This window comes from Photobacterium sp. BZF1, from assembly GCF_014349205.1.
Lineage (GTDB): Bacteria > Pseudomonadota > Gammaproteobacteria > Enterobacterales > Vibrionaceae > Photobacterium.
Genome location: NZ_JACSOF010000076.1, coordinates 23960 through 29959, shown reverse-complemented (window position 1 = coordinate 29959; position 6000 = coordinate 23960). Strand labels below are relative to the sequence as shown.

Below are 6000 nucleotides of genomic sequence, written 5' to 3'. Positions count from 1 at the left end.
ATCACCAAGACCGCCATAATGACCTTAGACAAGCTATCAAGAGCCTTATAATGTCCGGCCATCAAAATCACCAGACAGGCCACAACAACAATACCTGATAGCACTGGTAGCGACAGGCTAAATGGTAGGAAGTAACCTAATAAACTGGCACTAAACAAAAGCAAGGCTGCAGTATTCACCACTCCAGAGATTAAGCTAAGCCCTGTAAACACCCAAAGGTAGCCACGGCCCATCCCGTCATAGCCCTGTACCAAGCTATTGCCTGTTCCCATAGTGTATTGGACGCCAGCTCGGAAAAATGGGTATTTCAAGAGGTTTACCAGCAAAATCAATGCGGCGAGCTGCCATCCGTAAATTGCACCAGCCTTGGTCGAGGCAACTAAATGGGAGCCACCAACAGCTGCGGTTGCCATCATTACACCGGGACCAAGCGAGCGGATTAGCTTACCCATTGAGATTGGTCCTGAGGGAGATGGCTGTATTGGAGAGGTTTCTGACATAATCACATCCTGATGATTTTCTTTTATTGTCCCCACTTTGTCTCAGTTTTGTCACAAACAATCAACCTACCCAAAACAACCAATCAGGTAATTCAACCAAACATGAGCAAAAATCCAGTGAATAACATCAAATCAGCACCTGCAAACATGAGTGATGTCAGGCAAAGCAAGGTAAAAAAACAATAAAAAAATCACTGCATTTCAGCGACTTCAAAAAATGGCAAAATTTTATACTAGATGAGTAGGTATATTCACATGCAGTAGAATCAACCACTGCTTGTTTGTTCTCGAAGTGCTTGATTTATCCAATATTTATAACAACTTTCTCGCTAACGATTATGCTTAGAATTGTCATATAACATTTATGTTGGTCAGATAAATATAGCCGTATGAATAATGCTGTAGGCAACAAAAACAATCCAACACCCTCCAAGCCCAGCCGCTACCGGTATGTTCGCTTGTTCACCTATGGTTTGTTCTTTGTTGTCTTCGCCATTGTCATGCTTGCTGTTTTCATTCCCCCATGGCTGGCGTCAAAGGGAATTGAAATCAATGCTATTTCTGGTATCCATGTTGGTAAGCGCCTTCAAATTGACGAGCTTTCTATATCCGTTAAGAAAACAGCAATTACCATTAAGAAACTATCTCTGGAGCACTTTGCTGATGACAAAAGTGCAATTTCATCCTCATCATGGCGATTACTTTCTCCGCACACTGTCGTGCGTTTGGCGCCCGAAATCCAAAATGCCATAAAACCGCATGGGCTTCAGATCAATGACATTATTTTCAATGATATAACCTTTAATCTTACCGACCTTTCCGCCCCATACGTATTTAGTGCCCACAGTGAAAAGGCTTCTGTCGCTATCGAAAATACAGTGGGTACCCAAGTCCCCCAGCAGGTCAATGATTTGCAACTTGTACTGACAACCGATCCCTTTGTCACTCTTACCGGCATTATTGGCTCTTCAGATTTAGAACTATTCCTGCCACAAGATATTGGCCAGAACATCTACCCAATAGGTTTTACTAGTGGGCATTTTTCACTCAGCTGGCAACAGGATAAGACACCACTTGCCGTCCATATAGATAAACTCACCCCTCAATGGCAAATAGATCTAGAAGACTTCGAACAACATGGGAATGATATTGCATTAACGGTCGATCTTAACGAACCAACCAAGAGCATGCGATTGCTAGCGGAACAACTCCGTTTTGCACAGCCTACCGAACTCCCAGAGTTCCTTGAAAAACCAGATGAAACTCATGAAGGCTTGCATCTAGGGCATGCTATTGCCAATTTAGCGCAACTCCCTCTCAAGCATTTAAAAGTGAGCCACTTTACCTATGGCAACCTGATCATGGATGCCAAACTGGTATTGGATACACCTAGGGTTCGTCAAAACAGGCCCGATAAGCAAGCCAAATTACATCTAAAAGGCAAAGCGCTCGGACCAAGTGATCCTTACAATATCGATGTCCTGATCAAACACCGCACACTTGAAGAAGCTGATTTTAAAGGCTCTGTGGTTGGCCCCAAAGGCAATAAAGTAGATTGTAAAGCTGATATCAACTTTATCAGCCCACTACCTAAACTGTTTCACTGCGAAGCAAAGTTCAAACGGACTCAAGATCTTACCGATCGACTTAAGCTTTACGATATCCCCAGCGCGGAACTTACCAAACCCATTGTCATCTCCGCCAGGCAAACTTCACTGGCTTTTAAAGATAACAGTGAAAAACAGCAAGGCGATCCCTTCCATTTCCGCGATGTTGAACACGCAAGTTATGCACTGGAAGTTGTTTTACCCGAAAAGGTAAACGTTGAACTCAATCGCTTCACCTTCCAGCATCAGGTAATTAGCCAAAAAAAGGAGGTAAAGCCTGCGATAGCCTTGCTTGAGCTCAATACAGATGGTGCATTGACGTTCGACGCTGAATATCGAAATGGTAATATTGCGTTGGGGCTCGACAGAAGCAGCGAGCAGCTACACTTTTACAACGATCAATTTGGCTATGACTTGGCTGTCGATTTTACTCAGTTACAATGCCAAATTCCTTTCTTGAACAATGACCATTCATTACAGTGTCACGCAAAGAGCCTGATTAGCGCTGTTATCCCCCAGCTATTTCCAAGTCCAGCTATCAATATTCAAGACACGCAAGTTCGCTCTGCACTCTCCGGAAAATGGACTGATAACAAGATTGAAATGCAACTACTCGATAGCCAACTCAATATTGGTAGTATGAGTATTCAGCACCAAGGAGAATGGATAGAAGCTGACGCTGACAACCTCAACATTACAGCAAACTCGATTAATCTCAGACAAGCATTTCAGCATGACAAAACGACGAGGCTTTCCATTTTCACCGACAATAAAAACGCTATTGTCGTCAATGCCGATAACCTTTCCGCGCTAAAGCTAATCACGCCTGATGGTACAACTGAGTCTGAAATTGCAGCAATAAGGCGTAATAAAAATACTAGCCAATTACCTGTACAACGATATAGCGGCCAACTTTCCTCTGTCATTAGCAACCTTGATATACAGCTAGATTTCTCTGCAAATGACAAGTCGGCTTATGCTGTTTCCTCAGGGTATCAGGTTCATCTATCGCTAAATCAAAATAACCAGCGCCTACCTGGTGTCATCACTGAAGGTAAACTCAAAGCAACGCCAAACAAAGCCCAACTTAAAGGCAATATCTTAAATAAGCGCCATACCAAATTGTTTGTCTATACCATTGATTATTTGGTAAAGCAGCAACAAACCAATATTGAGTTACACCGTAATGATATTCCTTTCTCCAGCAAGCAATCTCTAAAGAAATACTATCTCCCCAAATTGCCGGTTGATCATGATATTTATGCGGGTTCACTGGGCTTTGATGCAAAAATGACAATAAAAGATAACCAGTGGGAAGGTCAGGTTGGCTTCTATACCCACAATTTGAGCGGCTATATCCATGATATCCACTATGCCGATCTCAATGTGTCGCTTACTGTCGACATTTCCAATCATGGCATTCGTTCACGTCAACCTATCAGCCTGCATGTCAGTTACTTACATGCAGGCATTTTACTAGAAAACCTTTACGCCCTACTTGAGTTTGATAGCCAAAAGCCGTTCTACAAACTTCATAGGGCCAAAGCTTACCTGCTAGGTGGCGATATTAGCTTGCACAATGTTGTCAGCAATTCATTATCAGACATACCAATAAGCCCTCTTTGGGTTCATGGGCTGAAGCTAGAGAAGTTGATAGAAGCAATGGAAGCAAAAGATATTGAGATGACAGGCATCGTAGATGGAGTTCTGCCATTAGGGGTTGAGCAAAGCGCCCCTGTGATTAAAGAGGGAAAGCTTCATGCTCGATACCCTGGCGGGATCCTAAAATACAAAGAAGGATCAGCCATCGATCAGAATGTAGAAGCCGCGGGTGAGAATAGCTTGTTAGTTGTGAGCAAAATTCTCAAAAATTATAACTACCACTCGCTCAAGGTTAATCTAGACTATTCTAAAGAAGGACAACTGAGTGCCAGATCACAGTTTAAGGGCCGTAACCCAGATGTTTTATCCGGGCGTCCGATTAATCTGAACCTCAGCATAGAAGAAAACATTCCAGCATTACTAAAAACGTTGAACATGATAAATGCATCAAAGCTGGAAAATATGTTCTTAAAGCAGATTGGTGTGGATAAGTAGCATTTTTGCGCTTGAATTTTAAAATTAAATGGCTGGACGCACCTGTCACCTTGCCTTTTAAAGTAGGCAATCAGGTATGAAGTCCACAAAAGGTTGTAACCAATGGATATCCAACTTAAGCTGTTTTATATACCATTTTTTATCGCCATGATTTCGGTACTATCACTGACTACACTATCTGGCTGCACACCAACGGTACAAGTTACCGCTTCTGAAAAGCCGATAGAAGTGAATTTAAACGTCAAAATAGAACACGAAATTCGTATTAAAGTTGATAAGGAAATCGATGAGCTGTTTAATGATGATGATGTCTTTTGAGTTGGCAGGGAGTATGCCATGACGCGATTAGTGCCCTTCTTCCTATCTTTCTTTTTTGCTTTTAGTGCATTTGCTCTCGATCTTCAGCAAGCAAAAGACCAAGGCCTTGTTGGTGAAGCCAATACGGGTCTTATTGCTCCTGTCACCGCCCGTCCGTCTCAACAAGTCCGAAACCTAATTTCTGAAGTAAATAACCGCCGAACTAACACTTTCAAGAAAATAGCGGTCTCCCATGGCTTAACCGTCAAAGAAGTTGGGCATATTGCCCACAAAAAAGCTATCGAGCGAACCTCTCCGGGGAATTACTATCAGGACTCATCCGGCAAATGGATTAAAAAGTAAATGTAGTTGTCGACGAGCCGTTCAAGAACGTCGAACTAAACGTTAAGCAAAACTTAACCCCGGCATAAGAATATTATAATTATCCTTATCCCCCTTTGCGCATATACTCCTGCGACGATTTACTCACAGTTGAAACCAATGTCTGCTGTTCACTCTTTTTTCAATAAACTTTCTAAGACCGATGGTATCTTCATTGCAGTCGCGCTGCTGTGCCTGCTTCCCGTAGTCAGTTCTCCCATTGCACTGGTTCTCGGCTTCACATTGGCAACATTTGGCTTGGTGCCATCCCAGTTCAATTTGGCCGCACTGACGAAAAAGCTCCTTTCTTATTCCATCATTGGCCTAGGATTTGGCATCCAACTCGATCAAGCGATCGAAGCTAGTAAGCAGGGACTAGGCCTAATTGTTGCCTCTATTTTCTGTACGTTACTGCTTGGTTATGTACTGACTAAGCTATTGCGTATCGAACAAAAGACCGGCCATCTAATCGCTTCAGGTACGGCTATTTGTGGGGGAAGTGCAATTGCTGCAGTTGCTCCTGCAATCAATGCAAAAGATGACCAAACATCGCTAGCATTAGCGACAGTATTTGTGCTTAACGCCATCGCCTTGTTTATCTTTCCGGTGATTGGCCACTCTTTGGAAATGAGTCAGCATGCATTCGGTACCTGGGCTGCGATTGCGATCCATGACACGTCATCAGTCGTCGGCGCTGCGGGTGCCTATGGCGATGAGGCCTTGAAGACAGCAACAACATTAAAACTGGCACGCGCCCTATGGATTATTCCAATCGCTTTCCTAAGTGCCCTGATGTTCAAAGGCAACAGTAAGAAAATTGGTGTGCCATTTTTCATCTTGTTTTACTGCTTAGCTATTGGTGTCGCCTACCTACTACCTGATTTCCAGTCGCTATATTCCGCGATTTTCTCAATGTCCAAGCGTGTACTCGTAGTCTGTTTGTTCTTGATCGGTTCCGGTATCACTATCCAAAAACTTAGGGCGGCAGGAATCCAACCTTTACTGCTCGGGGTCTTGTTATGGGTATGTATCGGTGGTGGGTCTTTGGCCTACATCCAACTTAGCAGCTAATAGGCTGTCCATTACTTAATGCCAAGACAGCGAACTCATTAAATCTG

The 6000-nt window shown here is 43.2% G+C and carries 4 protein-coding genes and 1 pseudogene; 4 read left to right on the top strand and 1 reads right to left on the bottom strand.

Annotation, left to right across the window (positions count from 1 at the left end; genetic code table 11):
* Positions 1 to 500, bottom strand: a pseudogene (locus BIZ37_RS17295) (divalent metal cation transporter); the annotation flags it as partial.
* A 389-nt stretch (positions 501 to 889) separates the two neighbouring features.
* On the opposite strand from BIZ37_RS17295, the gene BIZ37_RS17290 reads away from it, so the two are divergent.
* From BIZ37_RS17290 to BIZ37_RS17275, 4 genes are all read left to right on the top strand, one after another.
* Positions 890 to 4204 (top strand): YdbH domain-containing protein, encoded by a 3315-nt coding sequence (locus BIZ37_RS17290; RefSeq protein WP_187462538.1) that lies wholly within the window; start codon positions 890 to 892, stop codon positions 4202 to 4204.
* Between the two features lie 102 nt (positions 4205 to 4306).
* Positions 4307 to 4522 (top strand): YnbE family lipoprotein, encoded by a 216-nt coding sequence (locus BIZ37_RS17285; RefSeq protein ID WP_107296593.1) that lies wholly within the window; start codon positions 4307 to 4309, stop codon positions 4520 to 4522.
* A gap of 18 nt (positions 4523 to 4540) precedes the next feature.
* A complete protein-coding gene (locus BIZ37_RS17280) occupies positions 4541 to 4864 on the top strand; it encodes a YdbL family protein (protein WP_187462537.1) in 324 nt (107 codons plus the stop codon).
* Positions 4865 to 5002: 138 nt separating this feature from the next.
* On the top strand, positions 5003 to 5953 hold the full coding sequence (locus BIZ37_RS17275; RefSeq protein ID WP_187462536.1) for a YeiH family protein: 951 nt from the start codon (positions 5003 to 5005) through the stop codon (positions 5951 to 5953).
* Positions 5954 to 6000 lie beyond the last annotated feature (47 nt).

Excerpts from the sequence above, each read along its gene's own strand:
- BIZ37_RS17280 (WP_187462537.1), top strand. The coding sequence starts at position 4,541 with ATGACGCGATTAGTGCCCTTCTTCCTATCTTTCTTTTTTGCTTTTAGT.
- BIZ37_RS17285 (WP_107296593.1), top strand. The coding sequence starts at position 4,307 with ATGGATATCCAACTTAAGCTGTTTTATATACCATTTTTTATCGCCATG.
- BIZ37_RS17275 (WP_187462536.1), top strand. The coding sequence starts at position 5,003 with ATGTCTGCTGTTCACTCTTTTTTCAATAAACTTTCTAAGACCGATGGT.
- BIZ37_RS17290 (WP_187462538.1), top strand. The coding sequence starts at position 890 with ATGAATAATGCTGTAGGCAACAAAAACAATCCAACACCCTCCAAGCCC.